The organism is Candidatus Eisenbacteria bacterium (genome assembly GCA_016867715.1).
GTDB lineage: Bacteria > Orphanbacterota > Orphanbacteria > Orphanbacterales > Orphanbacteraceae > VGIW01.
Map to the genome: position 1 here is coordinate 1 of VGIW01000014.1, position 18,550 is coordinate 18,550.

Consider the following 18,550-nt stretch of genomic DNA (forward strand, 5'->3'; position numbering starts at 1 on the left):
GTGGCTTGCGGAGTGGGGTGAGGGTTCAGAAGAAGGTGGCTCTGGCGGAAGTCAAGGATGACCTTTCGCGTTATCTGCGCATGGCGGAGCGCGAGGAGATCGTGATCACACGTCACGGTCGGCCGGCGGGTGTCCTCATCGGTTTTGCGTCTGAGGACGACTGGTTGGAGTACCGCCTGGAGAACCACCCGGAGCTTATTGCCCGGATTGCGGAGGCGCGTCGAGCGATTCAAGAAGGGCGAGGGACTCGTCTGGAGGATTTCTCCGACTCCGAATGAGCGGGCGAACATGCCGCTTCATCAGACCGCGCCCCGGGCCCCCGCCCCTTCGGGGGTGAACTGAGGCGTGTTGCTTGCGGGGCCCCGCAGCTGAGCGCCGGCGTTCGGCAGGCATCTTGGGTTGACATCCGGGCGCGACATAAGGTATAACGGTATACGTGATACGTTCGTTTCGGAACCGCGGGACGGAGGCAGTGTTCGACGGTGCGGAGACGCGGCTGGCCCGGGGGACCTGTCCTCGGGAGCTGTGGGCAGCAGCCCGCCGGAAGTTGGATCAACTGAATCGGGCGCAGGTGCTGGCGGATCTTGCGGTGCCCCCAGGCAATCGACTGGAGCGCTTGCGGGGGGCTCGGGCGGGCCAGCACAGCATTCGGATTAACGGACATTATCGGCTGTGTTTTCGATGGGAGGCTGGAGGTGTCTACGAAGTTGAGATCACGGACTACCACGGGTAGAGGGAGGCGGCGTGGGGTTTCGGGGGGGACGGATAGTCGGCGGCTGCCGCTTCACCGGCCGCCGACCCATCCGGGCGAGATGCTTTTGGAGGAGTTCCTGAAGCCTCTGGGGTTCACGCAATCGGAGCTTGCAGCCCGTCTGGGAGTTTCCTTTCCGCGTCTGAATGAAATCGTTCGTGGCCGGCGTGGCGTGACACCGGACACGGCCTTGCGGTTCGAGCGCGTCCTGGGGATGTCGGCCGACTTCTGGCTTGGGCTTCAGTTGGACTGGGACCTTTGGCACGCCAAACGGGGAAAGACGGCGGCTGAAATCGCGCGTCTTGCACCGGTTCGTCGAACAGGCTAGCGAGCTGCCGAACGAGCCGCTTCAGAAGACGGGGCGGCGGTCGGAGCAGAATGGGATCGGATTTCACCCAACCTTGCCGCCCCGCAGCTGAGCGGCAGCGCTCGGCGACCGGAGGAACGACCGATGACTCAGCTTGATGTGACCCCTGGGCTCAGAGCGCATGGAGGGGCGCAGTCGCCCCTCCATGCATGCGCACGGCTGAGCGGTCACTTGAGGGCGGACAGGTCGGCGCCGAAGTTGATATGAAAGACTTGGCCATCCAGGGCGAGCGCGGGGACGGACTTGATGCCGAGCTTCTCCGCCTCCGAGACGCGGCCCTTCGCCGTCCCGAGGTGCACGACCTCGACATCGAAACGGTTCCTGTCCAGTGCAGCGAGCACCGACTGCTCGGCGCTGACGCACACGGGGCATCCGGCGTGGTAGAAAACGGCTTTCTTCTTCATGGTTCTGCTCCTTTGGTTTCGAACGGTTCAAGGTGGCCTCACGCCACCCACTCAGGAGGATGCGCTGCTCGGGCGGTCCTGCCAAGAAGGCACCTTTTGGTAAGGTAGGTACAAGATGGTCCACGACGATCCGTCAGTTCATTCGATCCACGCGTCCAACAATGCCAAGCCCATTCCCGTCGCCGCGATGGTCGAGAGCATTGTCGGATGCAAGTGGTCTGTCGGACTGCTCGGCCTTCTCGCCGGCCGATGCAGTCGGCCCAGCGCCATCCTCCGGGCCTCCCCCGGTCTGTCCGCAAAGGTCATGAACGAGCGCCTGCGCAAGATGCTTCGCTTCGGCATCGTGAGTCGCACCGTGTTCGGCGACAAGCCGCCCATCGAAGTCGAGTACGTGCTCACGCCCTTCGGCCGTCGCTTCCTAGGGATCATCGAAGAAGTCCGCCGGCTTCAGGAGGCTGTTGACCGTGGGGCCATCTCGGAGAGTCCGGCGATACGGAAGGAGACGGCACCGCGCGGCCGCCTAACCAGCCGATGAAGCTGCCGGTCGCCTGCGGCGCCCGCAGCTTATCGGCACGGCGTTGGCCCGACGAAAGACCGACTTGACACATGTTCCTTGCGGGATTACAATGTAATCACGTAAGGAGGGTCCTGTTATGAAGACGAGGCTGGTACGGATCGGGAACTCCCGGGGCGTGCGCATCCCGAAACCGCTGATTGAGGAGGCCGGGCTGACCGAGGAGGTCGAGCTTCGCGTGCGCGACGGGGCGATCGTGATTGCCTCGGCGGTGGGGGTCCGGGCAGGGTGGGCGGAGGGCGCGCAAGAGTTGCACGAGCGAGGCGAGGACGAGCATGTGATTCCGCCGGTGCCGACTCGGTTTGAGGAGGAATGGGAGTGGTGAGGGAGCCTGGGGTTCGGCGTGGAGAAGTCTATCTCATCACATTGGATCCGGCGCGGGGAGGAGAGATCCGGAAGAAACGGCCCTGCGTTATCGTGTCCCCGGACGAGCTGAACGCGCATTTGCGGACACTCATCGTCGCGCCGCTCACAACGGGATCGCATGCGTATCCGTTCCGTGTGCCTTGTCGTTTCAGCGGTCGTTCGGGGCACGTCATCTTGGACCAGGTTCGCACGGTGGGTCGGGACCGCTTCGTGCGTCGCCTCGGTCGGTTGTCCCCGAAGGTGGTAGCAGAGGCACTTGGCGTGCTTCAAGAGATGTTCGCGCCGTAGGAACCGGGCCAACACTTATAAGGCCCCCGGGCGCAAGTGAAAAGACATCCCTGAGCCGCCGTCTTTGAGAGAGGCGACGAGGGGGGCCGGTCCATCTGGACGCTTCAGAAGACCCCGCCCCTTCGCTGCCGAGCGAGGCGTGTCTCTTGTGGGGCGCGGCAGCTGAGCCGCCCCGTTGGACGGCACATCATGCTGAACGCTAGAGACGACACACAGAGCTTCGTCACAATCGTGCTCATCAGCTGGGAACGGCTGCTGCTTGCCGGCGCGCTGCTGGCGGCGTTTCTGGTGATTCTCGTGGTGAGCGGAACGGCGCTTCTGGTGAGGACGGCTGGAGCGAGTCCGGGGAGCTTAGTGCCGTTCGTGGCGGCGGGGGCAATCGCGGTGAGCCTGGCGCTCGTATTGTGGGGTCGGACGGGCCGGGGACCGGTCTCGGCGATCGCACGCCGGCTGCCTTCTGGACTTGACGGAGGGCTTCGGCGGCGGCCAGTGGCGGCCTGCCTTGCGGCTCTTCTCGTTTTGATCGCCGTGGTCCAGGTTGCGCGCCTGTCCTGCTTCATGACTGACCCGGCGCTTCGCTGGGGTTCGGCCTTCCCCCCTGTGGAATTCGGCGTGCGCCACATGTGCATGTCAGCCTACGTTCACGCCGCCGACCTGATGCGGAGAGGCGAGCCGAATGTGTATGCGGAGGAGCACTATCCCGCCTACAGTTCAGGACAACGAGGAGACGCGAATCCCGTATCCTCTTCGGTCGCCAATCTGGCTCCTCATGTTCGGGATGCGTTCGAGTACCCGCCGCCCTTCCTCTTGCTACCCAGGGCAGCGCTGGTCCTGACAAACGACTTTCTTGTCATGCGCACGGCGTGGTTCATGCTCCAGGCCGTACTATTCTGCGCGTTCGCACTACTCCTGGCGTCGTGGGTAGGGGGCAGCCGGGGGACTCTGGCGGGCCTGCTTCTGCCCGGCATCCTCTCCTCGTTCCCCCTCCTCTTTAGCCTCCAATTCGGGCAGTTCCACTTGGTCGTGGTGCTGCTCGCGACGGGCGGCATGCTGGCCTTCCAGGTGAGGCGGGAAAGGCTTGGAGGCGCGCTCCTCGCCGGCGCCATCGTGACCAAGATCTTCCCGGGATTGCTGCTGATTTATCTCGCCCTCCGGCGGCGCAACCGCCCCATCCTTTGGACCCTGGCCTTCACCACAGCCTACACTCTGGCCGGTTTGCTCGTGCTTGGGTCCGCGCCCTACCGTGCGTTCTTCGAATACCAGTTGCCGCGGCTCGCGTCGGGCGAGGCGTTCCATGTTCTTCAAAGCAACGATCTCATCCTCGCGGCCAACGCCAGCGTCTACTCGATCCCCTTCAAGCTGCAACGCCTCGGCGTACTCGGCATGCCTGCAACGCTCGCTCCTGTGCTCACCTGGCTTTACACCGCGCTTCTTGTCGGCGCAGTAGTCATCGTCGCGCGGCGCCACCGCGACTCCACCCTGGAACCCGTCGTTTGGCTGGGCATCCTAACCCTTGCCTCTTTGCGCAGCCCGGTCGCACCCAACGTCTACGTAAGCACCTCCGCGCTGTGGTTGCTCACACTGCTCGCGGTCGAGACCCGCGGCCGCGCTGTCGCTGTTGCCTTGCTGGTTGTCGCTTGGATCTGCATTAGCGTTCAACCGCCGCTGCCCGACCCGAAGGCCACCATCGCCCTGTGGATGTCTGGCCAGATCGCGATGCTCGTGCTCGGATTCTGGGTGCTCCTGCGCCGCACGACGGGCGCAGCGGAGTCGGAGCGACAACCGTGTTGATACCCGCTCGCCCTCGGTCGGCTGGCCTCCGTCCGGTGGCAACATCATGGGTTCTCCCAAGCCGGTGAAGGGTATCGCGGAACTCTGTCCGTCCATCAGCCGGTTGCAGCGGCCGCCGCTTCGCGCCGCCGCTGATGCTGAGCGCTAGGTCCACGGGCCTGACGTTCTTGACAAGTCCTGGAGTATGATGTATCGTCATACCCGGGAGGTGAAGGTATGGGCAAGGCGAAGATTGCCATCACGCTGGATGAGCGGACTGTCGGCCGAATCGATCGGCTGGTCCGTTCGCGAACGTACCCGAGCCGGAGTCGGGCAATTGCCGACGCGGTCGAGGAGAAGCTCGATCGGTTGGACCGGACCCGGTTGGCGCGGGAGAGTGCGAAACTGGATCCCGCGTTCGAGAAGGCATTGGCGGAGGAAGCGCCTTCGGAGGATCTGGAGGAATGGCCCGAATACTGAGGGGAGAGATTCGGTGGGCAGACCTGAATCCAGTTCGGGGGAGTGAGCAGGCCGGCCGTCGGCCTGTTCTCGTTTTGAGCCACGACGTCTTCAACGAGCGATCGGGAACGGTCATCGCCGTCGCGGTCACGAGCCAACCACAGCGTGCCGGTTTTCCCCTCACCCTGGAGCTGAAGTCCCGCGGCCTTCCCAAGCAGTCGTGGGTCAAGATCAGCCAGATCCGGACGCTGGCGGTGGAGCGGCTTGGGAGGCGTCTCGGCCGTGCCTCGCCGGAGGAGATCGCGCAAGTTGTGGATGGTCTGAACGAGATTGTCGGGACCTAACACTTATGGCTCCTCTCCGAAAAGTGTGGAAGGGTGTAACGTTTTGAATTGAAACGCGCACCGGGTATGCGGCAATCCTCCGTGGGTTGTGTATGGACTCACGAGAGGATGGCCGAGCCGATGCGCTTGGAAACATCTATCACAAGAGGGCTGGGACTGAAAGCCCATCGTACTCGGGAGGTCCTGGAAGAAGATGGGAAGCTCGTCGCGGAGATCGAGTGGATCGAGGGGAGGCTGCTGACCTGCAGCGGCCGTTCGCGGAAGGTACGGAGGCTGCATGCGCGGCAGCGGGCGAGGCGTGGACCGGTGAAGGGCTGAATCCGATGCCTCCCCCCTTCCCGCCCGACCGCTGAGTCGCGCACGCTAGCCTGGACTATGCACGCGTTTTCGTCGCGAGGACGTGGAGCGCGAGTCGAGAGGCCGACCTGGACGAGCCGCTCCCGGAAACGTAGTCTCGGCACTACGATGAGGAAGCGGCGACGGAAGGGAGGCCTCTTGAGGCCGCGATCCGCGGCCGCAGTAGGAAATGTGTGCATAGTCCAGGCTAGCAGGAACAGGAAATGCGCTGGCTCGGAATCGGTCTTGTCGTTGGAGCCTCTCTGACGGGCTGTGCCTCGAGCAGACCAGGGGCGACGGGCTCCCCGGAGGCGATCATCGAGTCATGGGAGACAGTGGACGTGGGGCCCATGAACGAGCGCATCGACGCCGCTGTTTCCGAGGGTGCCGAGTGGCCGAAGAGCCCTCTGAGTGCCACGGTTCAGCTTCTGGGGGGAGACGTCGACACCCGCATCTTGTCGCTGTTCGAGGAGAAGAACCGGGGCGAAGGAGCCGACACGACCGTCGTCGTTATCGTACGTGACGGGTTCCTCGATGACTCAGTTCGAGGGGACTGGCACCGAATCGTGTACGCACGTGGTGCCGACGGCATGTGGCGTGTCGCAAAGACCAGCCGCGCGTTCCGCTGTTGGCGTGGGCATCACCTGGAGACGTTCAGTTCGCAATGGTGTCCTTGATTGGGGGCCGGCTCGCTCGCATGCGACCGACGTCTCGGCGCTGTCACTCGCGATGCATGCGCCTTCGGCGGCCGCGCTCGCGCCGGCACCGGCCGCGGCTGATACGGAGGATCTCGGGGACACCATACCTATTTCGCCCGGCCAGCGATCGGGACAAGCCACGAATCGTCTCGAATTAGGTATCATGTCCCCGGAATAGCCCCGGAATAGCCCGGAGCCTGGGGAGGGAGAGATGTCAGAAGCCCAAGAACTCAGGTCCGTTGCCCTGCTGCTTCTCGTCTCCCTATCGCTGGCGTGCGGACACGACCCGCAGTCCCAGACCGCTGCGGGGAAAGCTCAGGCACGGATCGAGCCTCCTGCGCTCGATTTGAAGATCCAGTCAGAGCTTGAGGCGTGGCTCACCGAGCACGGGCAGGAGCCGCGGGATTACGTGGTCAGCCTTTTCGCGGAGCACGACGTCGTCTTTTTGGGCGAACAGCACCGGATCAGGCATGACCCTGAGCTCGTTCAGTCGCTGTTGGCGCCGCTCTATGCCGCCGGAGTCCGCACGCTGGCCACAGAGTTCGCGCGCCGCGAGGACCAGGCGCTCATCGACTCGGTGACGGCTGGCCCTCTGTGGCGTGAGGATCTCGCCCACAGGATCACATTCAATTTCCTCGTGACCTGGGGCTACCGCGAGTACGTGGACATCTACCGCGCTGCCTGGGAGGTCAATCGCAGACGGGCGGCCGGCGCGCCGCCCTTCCGGGTGCTGGCGTTGGGCGACTCGCCCGACTGGAGCTGGGTCACGAAGCCCGAGGACGGCGATGACCCGGAGGTGATGCGGAAGGTGTGGCGCGGTGGAGGCGAGGAGCACTGGGCACGGGTCATCCTCAACGAGGTGGAAGCCGGACAGAAAGTCCTCGTCTATTCCGGCATCCACCACGCTTTCACCGAGTACCTGCAACCGTCCGTCGCGGAAGGGAAGTTCGTGCAGTTCCGCGAGCAGCGCGCGGGCAACTACGTGTACCGCGCGATCGGCAAGCGGGTGGTCACCGTGTTCCTGCATGCCTGGTGGACGGGGTCGGGCGGCTACGACGACAAGCTTGTGCATCCCGCCGATGGGGTGCTCGATGCGTTCATGCTGAACCGCGAAGGCGGCCCGTACGCTGTGGGCTTCAGCCTCGCAGATTCGCCTTTCGGGCGAACGCGGATCGACAACGCAGTCTACCGGCACGGCTACAGCAACGAGTTCGTGCCGTCCCGCTTCGCAGACGGCTGGATCTATACGAAGCCCCTCTCCGAGTACGCGGGGGTCACACCCATCCCAGGCTGGATCGACGAGACGAACATCGAGCAGGCGCGCCGCCAGATGCCCAATCCCGAATTCCGCGCAGCGTCGATTGACAGGTTCAATTCCGGCATGGCGAGGGATGCCGACATCCCCCGCCGGCTGGCGCGCTTGCACTGAGCCGCCGCGTCCCGCGGCGTGGGAAGGAGCTTCGACGGGTATTGTGGTATTCTTGCCTGGATTATCCACGCGTTTCCTGCTGCGGCTGTGGATTTCCCTCCGCGCTTCCGCGCTCCGGGAGCTTCCTCGGCCACCCGTCCCTCCGGGACGGGTGCCCGCCTCGGTCGCGCGAGAAGACGCGTGCATAATCCAGGCAAGGGCAGGGTATTCGGGGTATTCTGGGGACATGACACTGATTTCGGGACGATTCGAGGCTCATTCCGATCGCGGTCCGGGCGGAATACGTATGGTGTCCCCGGAATCAGCGCCCGAAAAGGCCGGCATCGAATGAACGATATCGAGAGAACCTTGCTCATTGTCTGTGGCACGCTTTGCGTTGCAATGGGTGTCATTGGCATGTTTCTTCCCATATTGCCGACCACGCCCTTCCTTCTATTGGCATCCGCTTGCTATGCTCGTAGCTCAAAGCGGTTCTATCAGTGGCTGTTGACCAATCGCTGTTTTGGTGAATACATCAGGAACTACCGAGAAGGCAGAGGGATACCCTTAAGACAAAAGATACTCACGCTCATACTATTGTGGCTTACTATAGGCTATGCGCTCTTGTTTGTTGTGTCATTTGGGTGGATAACGCTAGTTCTACTTGGTATTGCAGGGGGCGTTACTGTGCATCTAGTAAAGACAAGAACCTTTAAGCCGGAGGCGCGGAATCAGGCTCCTCTCCAGAAAACCTGATCGTGCGAGAGGGTCAGTATTCTGGGCAGTTTTCTGGGGACATGACACTGATTTCGGGACGATTCGAGGCTCATTCCGATCGTCCCCGGCCTTGCCGGCAGGTTCAGGGGCACCGGGCGCCGGGCCCGCTGTTGGATGGAACCCCGCCCCCGAAACCTCTGCCGGCAAACAGGTCAGTGTACAGATCACCATACCCGGCTCGCGCGAACCGGCGCCCGCGTTCGTGATCGATCGACCGGGTAGCTGCCGGCTGGAAGGGAACCGCCTGTGCCTGGAGGACGGCATCTGCGTGAACGCGGACGACGTCACGATCGACCTCGGCGGATTCACCTTGGCGGGACCCCACTCAGGCGAGTCGGTCGGCATCCGGATGAACGGCCGGAGAAACGTCGAGATCCGCAACGGGACCATCCGAGACTTCGGAATGCGCGGCATTCACGAGAAGAACGATTCCCTGACCGCCAACGGCAAGAGAGTTCTCGACGTCCGGGTGATCTCCAACGGGAGCTGCGGGATCTGTCTGGGCGGCAGCGGCGACATGGTGCGGGGCTGCTTCGTCGAGGACAACCGAGGCACCGGGACCTGTTCCGGGGGCCTCATCGAGGGGAATCTCCAGCAGACACGCTTGGTGATGGATTCCGTTTCCGCATGAAGGAAAACTACTTCGCCAACAACCTCGCCTCGGGGAACCGGACGGACTTCGCCGGGGAGGTGCCGGCAGGGCCGGGCGACTCCGGGAACATCTCCGTGCCACACCGGGAGCCGGTAGCGGCCCAGCCGGCGTCAACGGGGAATAGGCAGGTAGCCTTGGTTTCGGTGACCGTCTACCGAACACCAACCGAACACCGATCGGCGCTGGAGTTCTGTAGCCTGTCACCGGAACCGGGAGGGCATGATGGACGCAGATCAGATCCTTGAACGGCTCGATGATCCGATCGCTCTCGAGGCGCTCTACCGCGAGTCGCCGAGAGCGTTCCGTCGCGCCCTCATGATCGCGCGCGAGGCCCGGCCGGACGAGATCGTGCTTCGCGTCTGGGAAGCGCGGCTCGCCGACGGCGAGAGGACGGCCTCCGGGCTGCGCGCGCTCATCCCTGCGATCGCCATCGCGCTCTGTTGTGCCTTGCTTGTGCGCTTGCCCGCCGTCTGGTTGGGAGCGGGTTGGTATTACCCGCGTTTCGCGCCCATGTGGATCCTCCTTGGCTTGGCGTTTTACTTCTGGCTCGAGCGACGCGATCGGAGTCGGCTGATTGCCGGGCTCTTGCTCGCCGCGTTCGTAGGCACCTTCGCGAGCCTTCTACCCGGGAACACCGACTCGGTCGTGATGGCGTTGATTCACTTGCCGATCCTCTTCTGGGTGTTCCTGGGTTTCGTCTTCACGGGCTCCTCTTGGCGCGAGACGGAGCCGAGGATCCGCTTTCTCCGCTTCAACGGCGAGCTCCTCATCATCGGCAGCTTGGTCGCGCTCGGGGGCATCGTCTTCAGCACGATCACCGTCGCGCTCTTCGATCGGATCTTGGACGGAGCCGAGGAGTGGTACTTCGCGAACATCGGGATAATGGGCGCCGCGGCGGTGCCGATCGCCGGGACGTATCTCTACGACAAAGTCTTCCGAAGGCGCACGGGGATCGCATCGGTCCTCGCCCGCGTCTTCGCGCCTCTCTTCCTCGCCATGACGGTCATTTACTTGCTGACGGCCTTCCTGAGCGGACAGAGTCCCTTCGAGGATCGTTCCTTCTTGATCACGGTGAACGGACTCCTGGTCGTCGTGCTCGGCATGGTCGTTCTCTCGATCGCGGAGCGCGGCGAAGACGACGGGACGAGATGGATCGACTCCATCCACTTGGCGCTTCTGGCCGTGACTGTGTTGATCGACTTGTTGGCGCTTTCCGCGATCGTCTTCCGGCTCGCATCGTACGGCTTCACGCCCAACCGTGTGGTCGTCCTCGGGGCGAACCTCGCCGTCCTGCTTCACCTGGCCTCGATCGGCCTCGCCTATGTCCGGTTCATGCGCGGTCCCGCCGGCGTCGAGGCGATTCGTCGTACCGCGGCCGGCTTCCTGCCGGTGTACGCCGCGTGGGCCATGATCGTCTGCTTCGTCCTTCCCTTCGTCTTCCGGCTCTCATGATCGGGGAGGACGCGAACGGAGACTGCTTGGAGCGGACACCCGCGCCCGTCGCGTTGCGATGGAAGCATCCGAATCCCGGACAGCGCCGGCGGCGACCGCGGGGTCCCGGCATCTCCCAGCCGGTTCCCGGTCCTCTTTCATGCGAAAAGTGGTATGCTCACGGGCGACGCCGAACTGGCGCGCGAGACCCTCGCGGGGGTCTTCGCGCTTCTCCCGGCAGACGCGCCCGTCGGCGAATGCGAAAGAGGCAAGGCCGAGCGGAGCAGACAGCCGCTCCCGGCGCTCTTCCGGGTTCGCCCGTCCGTTCTCCGCGACGGCGACGTTCGCAGGACTGATCGCCATCGCTTTCACGGTGGTGATTGCGATGGAGATTCACAAATGGCGCTGGCGCGCCCGGCGGACGGCTCGATCGTCCAACCCATCCGATTGACGAGGAGAAGAGCGCGATGAACCGTTCCGAGATCCGCTCGTTGCAGGAGGTCCGAGGATATCCGGCGGTGACGATCACCCTCCCGACGCACCGCGTAGCGCCCGCGAACCGCCAGGACCCGATCCGAATCCGCAACCTGGTCACGCAGGCGGCCAACCGTCTGCTCGAGGAGTTCACGAAGCGCGAGATCGAACCGCTTCTCGACCGTCTCGAGCGGCTGGCCGAGAGCGTGGATCTTCGACACTCGCTGGACGGGCTCGTGTTGTTCGCGAACCGCGATTCCGCGCGATTCTTCCGCCTTCCTTTCTCGCTCCGTGAACGCGTGGTCGTGGACGAGACCTTCTTCACGCGCGATCTCGTCTTCGCGATGAACCGAACGCCGCGGTATTGGGCGCTCGCCTTGAGCGAGAAGCCGACGCGCTTGTTCGAAGGGACCCGCGAGAGCCTGATCGAGATCAAGAATGGAGGCTTTCCGATCGTCTATGAGGGGTCTCACGGCGAAGAGCCTCTCCCCCGCGGGTTCGGCGTCAGGAAGTCCGTCTACGAGAACGAGCGCCACCGGCAGTTCTTTCGCAAGGTCGACGCCGCCTTCAAGCCGTTTCAGGCGGAGGATCCCCTGCCGATCGCCGTTGCCGGAGTGGAGCGCCACCTCGCCTATTTCCACGAAGTGACGAACCACCTGGGATCGATTCTCGCGGCCGTGACCGGAAGCCACGACAAGACCTCCGCCCACGAGCTCGGCAAGCTCGTCTGGTCATCGATGCGCGAGGCTTTCATCGCGCGGCGCCGAGAGGTCCTGTCCGAGCTCGAGAAGGCCGCCGGCGAACGGAAGCTCGTCTCCACCGTGGGAGAGGTCTGGCGTCTCGCGAACGAGGGGCGCGGAAGGCTCCTCCTGGTCGAGGAGGGCTTCTCCTATCCCGCGCGCGTCGACAAGACCGGCATGCGTCTCGACCCCGCCGAGGACCTCGCGTCGCCCGGCGTCGTCGACGACGCGGTGGATGAGATCGTCGAGACGGTGCTCGGCAAACAGGGAGAGGTCGTGTTCGTCGACGACGGCCGCCTCGCCGAGCACGGACGGATCGCGCTGATCGTGCGGTACTGAAGGCGGCGATCAGCCCGCTCCGGCATGGGTCCGCACGATCGTGTACACGGCGATGCCGATCCCGATCGAAAGCTTGATAGCTGAAGCGAGAACCCTGCCAAGAAGCGCGCCGCAGCCCGCGCGGACGGTTTCGCTTCCTCGGGCGCCGCCGAGGAACTCCGCGGCGAGCGCCCCGAGCGCGGTCCCCGCGAACGATCCGACCACCGTTCCGAGAACCGGGAAGAGCGGAGTTCCCAGAACCGCCCCGACCATCCCTCCCGCGAATGCCCCGATCATTCCCCATCGGGTTCCCCCGTACTTCCGGGTCATGACCGAGCCGAGAAACGCCTCAAGGATCTCACCCGCCGCGACGAGCGCCGCCATCACGAGGAGCGCGGCGATGCCGATGAGATGGAACCGCGTGACGACCGCGACGAGAAGCGCGACGCCGAGAAGAATGAAATTGCCGGAGAGGCCGAGCGGGATCGCGAGAAGCCCCGCGAGAAGAACCGCGTCGAGAAGAACGAGAAGAAGAACGCGAAGCGCGACCTGGCCTAACTCGGCCATCTGGGGTCTCCCTCGCTTGAGCCGGCAATCCCGCTTTCCGACGCGAACGGCCTCCGAACGACCCGGATCGACTATAGACCGGGAAACGCGTCCGGCGCAAGGAATCGGCCCGACGGAAAGGGTTGCCTCATCGGGCGAGGAGGCCTACAATGGGTCCGATCAACCTTGGGGTATTTTCTTCCCGGGTACGAAACGGGGTTTTCGGTGCGGGCGGGGCGCCCACAGAGGGGGGAGTGAAGTGCCTATACGCGTCCCCATTACGATAGACGGCAACGAAGCGGTCGCATACGTCGCCTATCGGGTTAACGAAGTGGCGGCCATCTATCCGATCACGCCATCCTCCAACATGGGGGAATGGGCGGATCAATGGGCATCCGAGGGGAAGAAGAACATTTGGGGAGTCGTCCCGGATGTCATCGAGATGCAGAGCGAGGCCGGTGCGGCCGGCGCCTGGCACGGATCGCTGCAGGCCGGGTGCCTCACGACGACTTTCACCGCCTCTCAGGGGCTTCTGCTCAAGATTCCGAACATGTACAAGATCGCCGGCGAGCTGACGTCGACGGCGTTTCACGTCGCGGCGCGAAGCGTGGCGACGCACGCGCTCTCGATCTTCGGAGATCACAGCGACGTCATGGCGGCGCGCGCGACCGGTTTCGCGCTCATCCCGTCGGGGAGCATTCAAGAAACGATGGACTTCGCCCTCATCGCGAGCGCTGCGACCTTGAAGACGCGCGTCCCCTTCCTCCACTTCTTCGACGGCTTCCGCAGCTCGCACGAGGTTCAGAAGATCGAGCTCATCAGCGACGACCAGATGCGCGAGATGATCGACGATGAGATGGTGCTCCAGCATCGCATGCGCGCGCTTTCTCCGGACCGGCCGTTCATCCGAGGGACCGCGCAGAACCCAGACGTGTTCTTCCAGGCGCGCGAGGCGATCAACCCCTACTACCTCGCCTGCGTGGACAAGACCGAAGAGGTGATGGAGCAGTTCGCCCGCGTCACCGGGCGCGTCTATCGCGTGTTCGAATACGTCGGCGACCCGAAGGCGGAGCGCGTGCTCGTGATCATGGGTTCGGGAGCCGAGGCGGCCCACGAGGCGGTGGAGCATATGAACCGGAACGGCGAGAAGGTCGGGCTCATCAAGGTGCGCCTCTACCGGCCGTTCGACACGAAGCGGTTCTGCGAGGCGCTCCCCCCGACCGCGCGCTCGATCGCGGTTCTCGACCGGACGAAGGAGCCGGGGAGCGCGGGCGAACCGCTCTACCTCGACGTCGTGCACGCCGCCTACGAGGGGCTCCGGAACGGATACGGGGCGATCAAGAGCCTGCCGGCCATCGTCGGCGGGCGCTATGGGCTCTCCTCGAAGGAGTTCACCCCGGCCATGGTGAAGGCGGTCTTCGACAACCTCGCCGCGGGGAAACCGAGGAACCACTTCACGGTCGGGATCCACGACGACAAGACCAAGATGAGCCTCCCCTACGATCCCGAATACTCGACCGAGGGGCCGAAGGTCGTTCGCGCGATGTTCTACGGGCTCGGCGCCGACGGCACGGTCGGCGCCAACAAGAACTCGATCAAGATCATCGGCGAGGGAACGGACTTTTACGCGCAGGGTTACTTCGTTTATGACTCAAAGAAAGCCGGCGCCGTAACGGTCTCTCACCTCCGCTTCGGGCCCGACCCGATCCGATCGACCTACCTCGTGAGCAAGGCGTCGTTCATCGGGTGCCATCAGCAGGTCTTCATCGAGAAGTACGACATGCTCCAATACCTCACCCTCGGCGGCGTCTTCCTGTTGAACTGCCAGTGGGGCCCGGACGAGGTGTGGGGCCACCTGCCGAAGAAGGTGCAGCAGGACCTCATCGACAAGAAGGCGAAGTTCTACGTCATCAATGGATACAAGGTCGCCACGGACAGCGGCATGGGCGACCGCGTGAACGTGGTGATGCAGGTCTGCTTCTTCGCGATCTCGGGGGTCTTGCCCAAAGACGAGGCGATCGAGGCGATCAAGGACTCGATCCGCAAGACGTACGGGCGGAAGGGTGAGGACGTCGTCCAGATGAACTTCCGCGCCGTGGACAACACGCTCGCCAATCTTTTCGAGGTGAAGATTCCTTCGCAGGCGACGAGCAAACTCGAGATGCGCCGCCCGGTGCCGGAGGAAGCTCCGGAATTCGTGCAGAAGGTCACGGCGGAGATCATCGCGGGGAGGGGCGACGGCATCCCGGTCGGCCTTTTCCCCGAGGATGGAACGTTCCCGTCGGACACCGCGCGTTGGGAGCGCCGAAACATCGCGCTTGAGATCCCCGTGTGGGATTCGGAGGTCTGCATCCAGTGCGGGAAGTGCGCGATGATCTGCCCGCATGCCACGATCCGCCCGAAGGTCTTCGAGGAGAAGCACCTCAAGAACGCGCCGAAGACGTTCAAGTACGTTGACGCTCGCGACAAGGAATGGGCGGGGATGAAATACGCGCTTCAGGTCGCGCCCGAGGACTGCACCGGCTGCGCAATCTGCATCGAGGTCTGCCCGGTCAAGAACAAGAAGGAAACGAAGCTCCGGGCGATCAACATGGCGCCGCAGCCGCCGCTCCGCGAGCAGGAGCGCGAGAACTGGGAGTTCTTCCTCTCGCTCCCGGAAGTCGATCGAACGAAACTCAAAGTGAGCGCGATCCGCCATCAGCAGCTCCAGCGGCCGCTCTTCGAGTTCTCGGGAGCTTGCGGCGGATGCGGAGAAACTCCGTACCTCAAGCTTCTTTCACAGCTCTTCGGCGACCGCGCGATCCTCGGAAACGCCACCGGATGTTCGTCGATCTACGGCGGAAATCTCCCGACGACCCCTTGGGCGATCAACGAGGAAGGGCGCGGCCCCGCGTGGTCGAACTCCCTCTTCGAGGACAACGGGGAGTTCGGGCTCGGAATCCGCATCGCCATCGACAAGCAGAAGGATCTCGCGTGCCATCTCGTCCGCAAGATGGCCGGCGCGATCGGCGAGAACCTGGCCAAGGAGCTCGTCGAGGCGAAGCAGAAGGACGAGGCGGAGATCTTCGAGCAGAGAAAACGGGTGAAGGCTCTGAAGGAGAAGCTGCGGGGAGCGGGCTCCGCGGAGGCGAAGACGCTCCTCGCGATCGCGGATATGCTCGTCAAGAAGAGCGTGTGGGCGGTCGGGGGCGACGGCTGGGCGTACGACATCGGCTATGGCGGACTCGACCACGTCTTCTCGATGGGACGGGACGTCAACATCCTCGTCCTCGACACCGAGGTCTACTCGAACACGGGCGGGCAGATGTCGAAGGCCACTCCGCGGGGCGCGGTCGCGAAGTTCGCCGCGGGCGGGAAGCCGGCCGCCAAGAAGGACCTCGGCCTCATGGCGATCAGTTACGGAAGCGTGTACGTCGCGCGCGTCGCGATGGGCGCCAAGGACGAGCACACCCTGCGCGCGTTTCTCGAGGCGGAGGCGTACGAGGGGACGTCGCTCATCATCGCGTACAGCCACTGCATTGCCCACGGAATCGACATGGACAGAGGTTTGGAGAGCCAGAAGGCGGCGGTCGATTCCGGGCAGTGGTTCCTCTACCGCTACAACCCGGATCTCTCCCGCGAGGGGAAGAACCCGCTTCTCCTCGACTCGCGCGCGCCGAAAATCCCGGTCGCCCAGTACATGAACATGGAGAACCGCTTCCGGATGCTCGCTCGGAGCAAGCCGGAAGACGCGAAGCGTTTCGCACACGAAGCGCAGGAAGATGTGAACGCCCGGTGGGCGCTCTACCACTACCTCGCCGAGAGACGTTTCGGCGACGGGAACGGCGGAAAGGGAGAGGCATAAGCAAGGAAAGCGGCGGGGCCGAAGACGGCGAGCGCCTTCGGCTCCTCCCTTCGAATCGGAGAGAACAGATGGATCTCACGACGCACTATCTTGGAATGAAGCTGAAGAGCCCGATCGTCCCGTCCGCCTCTCCCCTTTCGGAAGAGATTGGGAACATTCGAAAGATGGAGGACGCGGGCGCGGGCGCCGTCGTTCTCCACTCGCTCTTCGAGGAACAGATCGCGCAGGAAAGCCTCGATCTGGATCACTTCACGACGAAAGGGACCGAGAGCTTCGCGGAGTCGCTCACGTATTTTCCCGAGCCCGGCGAGTATCGGCTCGGACCCGAGGAATACCTGAACCACATCCGAAAGGCGAAGGAAGCGGTCAAGATCCCGGTCATCGCGAGCCTGAACGGAACGAGCGAGGGAGGGTGGACCGACTACGCCGCGCGGATGGAGGAGGCGGGGGCGGACGCGCTCGAGCTGAACATCTACTACATCCCGACGGATCCCGCCCTCAGCGCCGAGAAGGTCGAGAACACGTACGTCGAGATCGTGAAGTCGGTGCGGTCGACCGTCCGAATCCCGCTCGCGGTCAAGATCTCGCCCTTCTTCAGCAACCTCGCGTATACGGCCGGGCGGCTCGACCGGGCGGGGGCGAACGCCTTGGTCCTCTTCAACCGTTTCTATCAGCCGGACATCGACCTCGACGATCTCGAGGTGCGAACCCACGTTCTCCTCAGCGCGCCGCAGGCGATGCGGCTTCCGCTCCGCTGGATCGCGATCCTGCACGGACGCATCAAGGCGGATCTCGCCGCGACGGGCGGCATCCACACGGCCGAGGACTGCCTCAAGATGCTGATGGCGGGCGCGAAGACCACGATGCTCTGCTCCGTACTCCTGAAAAAGGGAATCGATCAGATCCGAGAGATCGAGATGGGGATGCGGAAGTGGATGGAGGGGCACGAGTACGTTTCGGTCGAGCAGATGCAGGGGAGCATGAGCCAGAGGAGCGTCGAGGACCCGGCCGCGTTCGAGCGGGCGCAGTACATGCGCGCGCTCGCGGGATATCGGGCTTAAGACCGGTTTCACAACCTCCTTCCGTTGCAATCGGCTGCGAAGCCGCCCGCGGAATGAGCCTCCCAATGAAAGCACCCGCCTCCTCTCCGGGGGCGGGCTTCGTTTGCGCGGTCCCGTTTGGGCGGGGCGCCTTGACAAGAACTCCTGATCCGACTAACTTCCAAGCGTGCCGTACCCGGCAGCAATCGTCCCGGCCAGCGAACGATCCACTGAGCGGATCCTCGGCCGTCCGGCAAGATGTTGAATCGCGAAGACAAAGGAGTCGTCGTCATGGCATTCACGCTCCCTGAACTTCCCTATCCCTATGACGCGCTTGAGCCCCACATCGACGCGCGCACGATGGAGATTCACCACACGAAGCACCATCAGGCTTACGTCTCCAACCTGAACAAGGCCTTGGAGGGACATTCGGCGTTCCAGTCAAAGACGATCGACGAGATCGTAAGGAATCTAGACGCGATCCCGGAAGCGGTCCGGACCGCCGTCCGCAACAACGGCGGGGGACATTGGAACCACACGCTCTTCTGGCACGTGATGTCGAAGAAAGGCGGCGGCGAACCGAAGGGGACTCTCTGCGACGCGATCAAGAAGACCTTCGGGAGCTTCGACGCGTTCAAGGAGGAGTTCGGAAAGGCGGCGATCGGGCGCTTCGGAAGCGGATGGGCCTGGCTCTGCTTCGACGAGAAGGGCAAGCTGCACGTCGAGTCGACCCCCAACCAGGACACGCCGGTCTCCCAGGGCCATGTGCCGATCCTCGGCCTCGACGTCTGGGAACACGCTTACTATCTCAAGTATCAAAACCGGCGCCCGGACTACATCTCGGCCTGGTGGAACGTGGTGAACTGGGAAGAGGTCCAGAGACGCTACGAGGCCGCGACCCGATAGGGCCGCCCCTCTCCTTTCGAACGATCGAGGGCTCCGCTCCGGCGGAGCCCTCTCTTG

The 18,550-nt window shown here is 63.8% G+C and carries 20 protein-coding genes; 18 read left to right on the forward strand and 2 right to left on the reverse strand.

Annotated elements, in window-relative coordinates:
• Window positions 1–5 precede the first annotated feature (5 nt).
• The 3 genes from FJY73_04510 to FJY73_04520 all read left to right on the forward strand — a co-directional run bounded on the left by FJY73_04510 (window position 6) and on the right by FJY73_04520 (window position 1,079).
• The gene (locus FJY73_04510; GenBank protein MBM3319919.1) at window positions 6–278 is read left to right on the forward strand and encodes a type II toxin-antitoxin system Phd/YefM family antitoxin; all 273 of its coding nucleotides are present in this window, start codon (window positions 6–8) and stop codon (window positions 276–278) included.
• Window positions 279–436: 158 nt separating this feature from the next.
• Window positions 437–733: a type II toxin-antitoxin system RelE/ParE family toxin gene (locus FJY73_04515; protein ID MBM3319920.1), complete on the forward strand. Its 297-nt coding sequence runs from the start codon at window positions 437–439 to the stop codon at window positions 731–733.
• On the forward strand, window positions 690–1,079 hold the full coding sequence (locus FJY73_04520; protein ID MBM3319921.1) for a HigA family addiction module antidote protein: 390 nt from the start codon (window positions 690–692) through the stop codon (window positions 1,077–1,079). The genes FJY73_04515 and FJY73_04520 overlap by 44 nt, the downstream gene beginning before the upstream one ends.
• A 206-nt stretch (window positions 1,080–1,285) precedes the next feature.
• Here the strand turns inward: FJY73_04520 and FJY73_04525 are convergent, their stop codons facing one another.
• A complete protein-coding gene (locus FJY73_04525) occupies window positions 1,286–1,522 on the reverse strand; it encodes a thioredoxin family protein (GenBank protein ID MBM3319922.1) in 237 nt (78 codons plus the stop codon).
• Between the two features lie 115 nt (window positions 1,523–1,637).
• Here FJY73_04525 and FJY73_04530 point away from each other — a divergent pair, with 115 nt between their 5' ends.
• The 12 genes from FJY73_04530 to FJY73_04585 all read left to right on the forward strand — a co-directional run bounded on the left by FJY73_04530 (window position 1,638) and on the right by FJY73_04585 (window position 12,178).
• Window positions 1,638–2,057, forward strand: coding sequence for a helix-turn-helix transcriptional regulator (locus FJY73_04530; protein ID MBM3319923.1), 420 nt, complete (start codon window positions 1,638–1,640; stop codon window positions 2,055–2,057).
• A 118-nt stretch (window positions 2,058–2,175) separates the two neighbouring features.
• Window positions 2,176–2,421, forward strand: a complete 246-nt coding sequence (locus tag FJY73_04535; GenBank protein MBM3319924.1) for an AbrB/MazE/SpoVT family DNA-binding domain-containing protein — start codon at window positions 2,176–2,178, stop codon at window positions 2,419–2,421.
• Complete coding sequence (locus tag FJY73_04540) at window positions 2,409–2,750, forward strand: type II toxin-antitoxin system PemK/MazF family toxin (GenBank protein MBM3319925.1); 342 nt, start codon at window positions 2,409–2,411, stop codon at window positions 2,748–2,750. Before FJY73_04535 ends, FJY73_04540 begins: the two co-directional genes overlap by 13 nt.
• A 189-nt stretch (window positions 2,751–2,939) precedes the next feature.
• Window positions 2,940–4,541, forward strand: a complete 1,602-nt coding sequence (locus FJY73_04545; GenBank protein ID MBM3319926.1) for a DUF2029 domain-containing protein — start codon at window positions 2,940–2,942, stop codon at window positions 4,539–4,541.
• Window positions 4,542–4,757: 216 nt separating this feature from the next.
• Entirely contained in the window at window positions 4,758–5,000 is a 243-nt protein-coding gene (locus FJY73_04550; GenBank protein ID MBM3319927.1) for a ribbon-helix-helix protein, CopG family, read from the forward strand.
• Window positions 4,985–5,323: a type II toxin-antitoxin system PemK/MazF family toxin gene (locus FJY73_04555; GenBank protein MBM3319928.1), complete on the forward strand. Its 339-nt coding sequence runs from the start codon at window positions 4,985–4,987 to the stop codon at window positions 5,321–5,323. Before FJY73_04550 ends, FJY73_04555 begins: the two co-directional genes overlap by 16 nt.
• A 560-nt stretch (window positions 5,324–5,883) precedes the next feature.
• Entirely contained in the window at window positions 5,884–6,336 is a 453-nt protein-coding gene (locus FJY73_04560; GenBank protein MBM3319929.1) for a hypothetical protein, read from the forward strand.
• Between the two features lie 232 nt (window positions 6,337–6,568).
• Window positions 6,569–7,786, forward strand: coding sequence for a ChaN family lipoprotein (locus tag FJY73_04565; GenBank protein MBM3319930.1), 1,218 nt, complete (start codon window positions 6,569–6,571; stop codon window positions 7,784–7,786).
• A gap of 327 nt (window positions 7,787–8,113) precedes the next feature.
• Window positions 8,114–8,521 (forward strand): YbaN family protein, encoded by a 408-nt coding sequence (locus tag FJY73_04570; protein ID MBM3319931.1) that lies wholly within the window; start codon window positions 8,114–8,116, stop codon window positions 8,519–8,521.
• A gap of 223 nt (window positions 8,522–8,744) precedes the next feature.
• On the forward strand, window positions 8,745–9,173 hold the full coding sequence (locus FJY73_04575) for a hypothetical protein (GenBank protein ID MBM3319932.1): 429 nt from the start codon (window positions 8,745–8,747) through the stop codon (window positions 9,171–9,173).
• A gap of 240 nt (window positions 9,174–9,413) precedes the next feature.
• The gene (locus FJY73_04580; protein MBM3319933.1) at window positions 9,414–10,646 is read left to right on the forward strand and encodes a DUF4153 domain-containing protein; all 1,233 of its coding nucleotides are present in this window, start codon (window positions 9,414–9,416) and stop codon (window positions 10,644–10,646) included.
• Window positions 10,647–11,092: 446 nt separating this feature from the next.
• Complete coding sequence (locus tag FJY73_04585) at window positions 11,093–12,178, forward strand: hypothetical protein (protein MBM3319934.1); 1,086 nt, start codon at window positions 11,093–11,095, stop codon at window positions 12,176–12,178.
• A gap of 9 nt (window positions 12,179–12,187) precedes the next feature.
• Here FJY73_04585 and FJY73_04590 read toward each other — a convergent pair whose 3' ends face one another.
• A complete protein-coding gene (locus FJY73_04590) occupies window positions 12,188–12,724 on the reverse strand; it encodes a DUF456 domain-containing protein (GenBank protein MBM3319935.1) in 537 nt (178 codons plus the stop codon).
• Between FJY73_04590 and nifJ the strand changes: the two genes are divergently transcribed.
• The 3 genes from nifJ to FJY73_04605 all read left to right on the forward strand — a co-directional run bounded on the left by nifJ (window position 12,615) and on the right by FJY73_04605 (window position 18,493).
• A complete protein-coding gene (nifJ, locus tag FJY73_04595; protein ID MBM3319936.1) occupies window positions 12,615–16,547 on the forward strand; it encodes a pyruvate:ferredoxin (flavodoxin) oxidoreductase in 3,933 nt (1,310 codons plus the stop codon). The genes FJY73_04590 and nifJ overlap by 110 nt on opposite strands.
• A gap of 68 nt (window positions 16,548–16,615) precedes the next feature.
• Complete coding sequence (locus FJY73_04600; protein MBM3319937.1) at window positions 16,616–17,608, forward strand: dihydroorotate dehydrogenase-like protein; 993 nt, start codon at window positions 16,616–16,618, stop codon at window positions 17,606–17,608.
• Window positions 17,609–17,878: 270 nt separating this feature from the next.
• The gene (locus FJY73_04605; GenBank protein MBM3319938.1) at window positions 17,879–18,493 is read left to right on the forward strand and encodes a superoxide dismutase; all 615 of its coding nucleotides are present in this window, start codon (window positions 17,879–17,881) and stop codon (window positions 18,491–18,493) included.
• Window positions 18,494–18,550: the final 57 nt, after the last annotated feature.

Excerpts from the sequence above, each read along its gene's own strand:
- FJY73_04525 (MBM3319922.1), bottom strand. The coding sequence starts at position 1,522 with ATGAAGAAGAAAGCCGTTTTCTACCACGCCGGATGCCCCGTGTGCGTC.
- FJY73_04530 (MBM3319923.1), top strand. The coding sequence starts at position 1,638 with ATGGTCCACGACGATCCGTCAGTTCATTCGATCCACGCGTCCAACAAT.
- FJY73_04535 (MBM3319924.1), top strand. The coding sequence starts at position 2,176 with ATGAAGACGAGGCTGGTACGGATCGGGAACTCCCGGGGCGTGCGCATC.
- FJY73_04540 (MBM3319925.1), top strand. The coding sequence starts at position 2,409 with ATGGGAGTGGTGAGGGAGCCTGGGGTTCGGCGTGGAGAAGTCTATCTC.
- FJY73_04545 (MBM3319926.1), top strand. The coding sequence starts at position 2,940 with ATGCTGAACGCTAGAGACGACACACAGAGCTTCGTCACAATCGTGCTC.
- FJY73_04550 (MBM3319927.1), top strand. The coding sequence starts at position 4,758 with ATGGGCAAGGCGAAGATTGCCATCACGCTGGATGAGCGGACTGTCGGC.
- FJY73_04555 (MBM3319928.1), top strand. The coding sequence starts at position 4,985 with ATGGCCCGAATACTGAGGGGAGAGATTCGGTGGGCAGACCTGAATCCA.
- FJY73_04560 (MBM3319929.1), top strand. The coding sequence starts at position 5,884 with ATGCGCTGGCTCGGAATCGGTCTTGTCGTTGGAGCCTCTCTGACGGGC.
- FJY73_04565 (MBM3319930.1), top strand. The coding sequence starts at position 6,569 with ATGTCAGAAGCCCAAGAACTCAGGTCCGTTGCCCTGCTGCTTCTCGTC.
- FJY73_04570 (MBM3319931.1), top strand. The coding sequence starts at position 8,114 with ATGAACGATATCGAGAGAACCTTGCTCATTGTCTGTGGCACGCTTTGC.
- FJY73_04580 (MBM3319933.1), top strand. The coding sequence starts at position 9,414 with ATGATGGACGCAGATCAGATCCTTGAACGGCTCGATGATCCGATCGCT.
- FJY73_04585 (MBM3319934.1), top strand. The coding sequence starts at position 11,093 with ATGAACCGTTCCGAGATCCGCTCGTTGCAGGAGGTCCGAGGATATCCG.
- nifJ (MBM3319936.1), top strand. The coding sequence starts at position 12,615 with ATGAAATTGCCGGAGAGGCCGAGCGGGATCGCGAGAAGCCCCGCGAGA.
- FJY73_04590 (MBM3319935.1), bottom strand. The coding sequence starts at position 12,724 with ATGGCCGAGTTAGGCCAGGTCGCGCTTCGCGTTCTTCTTCTCGTTCTT.
- FJY73_04600 (MBM3319937.1), top strand. The coding sequence starts at position 16,616 with ATGGATCTCACGACGCACTATCTTGGAATGAAGCTGAAGAGCCCGATC.
- FJY73_04605 (MBM3319938.1), top strand. The coding sequence starts at position 17,879 with ATGGCATTCACGCTCCCTGAACTTCCCTATCCCTATGACGCGCTTGAG.